This is a genomic window from Pseudomonas avellanae BPIC 631 (genome assembly GCF_000444135.1).
GTDB lineage: Bacteria > Pseudomonadota > Gammaproteobacteria > Pseudomonadales > Pseudomonadaceae > Aquipseudomonas > Aquipseudomonas avellanae.
The window spans coordinates 1-1916 of record NZ_ATDK01000463.1; the positions used below are offsets into that span (position 1 = coordinate 1).

Here is a 1916-nt window from a genome sequence, read left to right on the forward strand (position 1 = left end):
CTACTTCAGACCTTCCCTAGTGATTACCAAGCGTCAAGCGCTTGAAGCACGGTATCTGGTCACAGAAACCTCAAAGCCATTGATTCATATAGGCCGCAGGCTTGGGGGCGTTCGCCAGATCGTTAATAGTGACATGCCGTAAGCGTTCCACCACGGCGTTTGAATGACCCTCTTGCTGTATTTTCAATGCTGCTGCACGGCAGACCTCATTCAATACTCTGGTTATTCGATAAACTGAAATTGACTCGTTTCCGGTGAGTGAGGAAAATAACCACTGCTCAGAAACACCACTCAACCCCCGACTGCTGACAAATTCAGCGTATGGATTTAAGACTGTTTCAATATAATTTCTATTCACCGGAACCACTTTCGTCTGTGCCCCCTTAGTATTGATGGATGCGCACCACGAATCTTCGCCATCCGCCTTAAACATATCGAGAGTAAAGCTTCTTCCATGATCTCTGACTTCCGCCCAGGACAGCTGAAGCTCGTTGATTGTGTAAATAATAAAAATCATCCTGATCAGGTGAAAGCCGTCCAAATTTTCCATGCAGCCTTCGATTACATGTCGGAACACTTCTTCAGTAATACCTTGCCGTTTTCTAGGGCTGGCTTTTTTTTGCAGACCGTATGAAAGAAAAGCAGCTCTGTTGAGCAGCGGATTTGAATCTACAGCACCTTCGTATAGTAAGAAATTATAGAAGCTTCGAATAACTGCAAATTGGCCAGACACAGTCTCGTTAGATGCATGATATGAGACAGGGCCTGGTCTAGCGTCCGCATGAATGGGCAACCGATAGGGTCGCCAAGCTGGATTGGCTGTAGTGACCGCTGCGGTTCGAGCCCTCGATCCCGCGCAAATTTTTATGAATCGATGCTCTAATGTTGTTCTAACCCAAGAGCCAGGGGGTGCCTTTGAGAACTCGGAAAACTCATGAAGATCAATTTGCGTCAAAAACTGAATAGGTTTCAGCTTGACTAGCATCGACCACAACAGGAGGCGCTCAACAAATTTCCTATACGCCTCATAAGTATGCTTGCTTTTTAATGTATATAAAAAACGCTTACCCAGAGTATATGACTGGGAGGGGGACGCTTCCCCTGGACAGCTGGCTAGGAAGAGGAGGGTATCAGCGTGGTCAGCTACATCTTCACCTTTCCCTCGGACGTTTTTGAAATCAGAAAACAGAGGTTGAGGCCCCGGCGGGGTGGCTGGATGGACGTTTGAAGACGCGGCGGATGGCTTTCTTTGATGTACCTTGGGAAGAGATGCCTCGGCGTATATCCATGCCTTGCCAGCTGCCAGAAAGCTCTCGGGGTCAGCTGCGTATCGCGAAGCTTCTTGGAACGCTGAAGTGATGAGCTTGATGATCGAACGTCGGGTTGTCTGGCCTACGCCCCTAACCCTCTGAATCAAAGGAGAATTCCCATCTGCGAGACTCAAGCCACGAAAATCGCAGAAGCGTTTCAAATCTTTCTCGATGAAGGTATTTGGAACCGCAACGTCGCCAGAATCGAGTCTCAGAATCCAATTACCTTCAACACCGATAAAACAATCGAGCGTAATTACTTCGCCAGCAGAGTGGAAAAACTCAGAATGAGTGATATTTAGTTGCGATATGGCTGCCACCGCGAACAGGGTTCGCTCATGTACTCTTGGATTTTTGATTGCCAGACGCCCGGCAGCATAAACAATTAAGTCCCAGTCAGTCGCAGTCAAAAAACTTTCGATAGTTGACGTGGTACTGGACTGTATAGGCGTTCGCGAGAGAAGCTCCTCAAATGGATTGCGTACAACGACTGATAGCTTTACTAGTGTACTGTTTGCGAAATAATTTACCCGTGTCCTGCAACCTAAGTTATTGATAAAATTTGAATTTTACGTTAGTTAGTAGCTGGTTTTTTCGAAAACAGTA

General features: G+C 46.8%; 1 protein-coding gene. It reads right to left on the bottom strand.

The features are described 5' to 3' along the window. Nucleotides 1-70 precede the first annotated feature (70 nt). Nucleotides 71-1720: a hypothetical protein gene (locus DW49_RS1000000132930; protein ID WP_005619326.1), complete on the bottom strand. Its 1650-nt coding sequence runs from the start codon at nucleotides 1718-1720 to the stop codon at nucleotides 71-73. Nucleotides 1721-1916 lie beyond the last annotated feature (196 nt).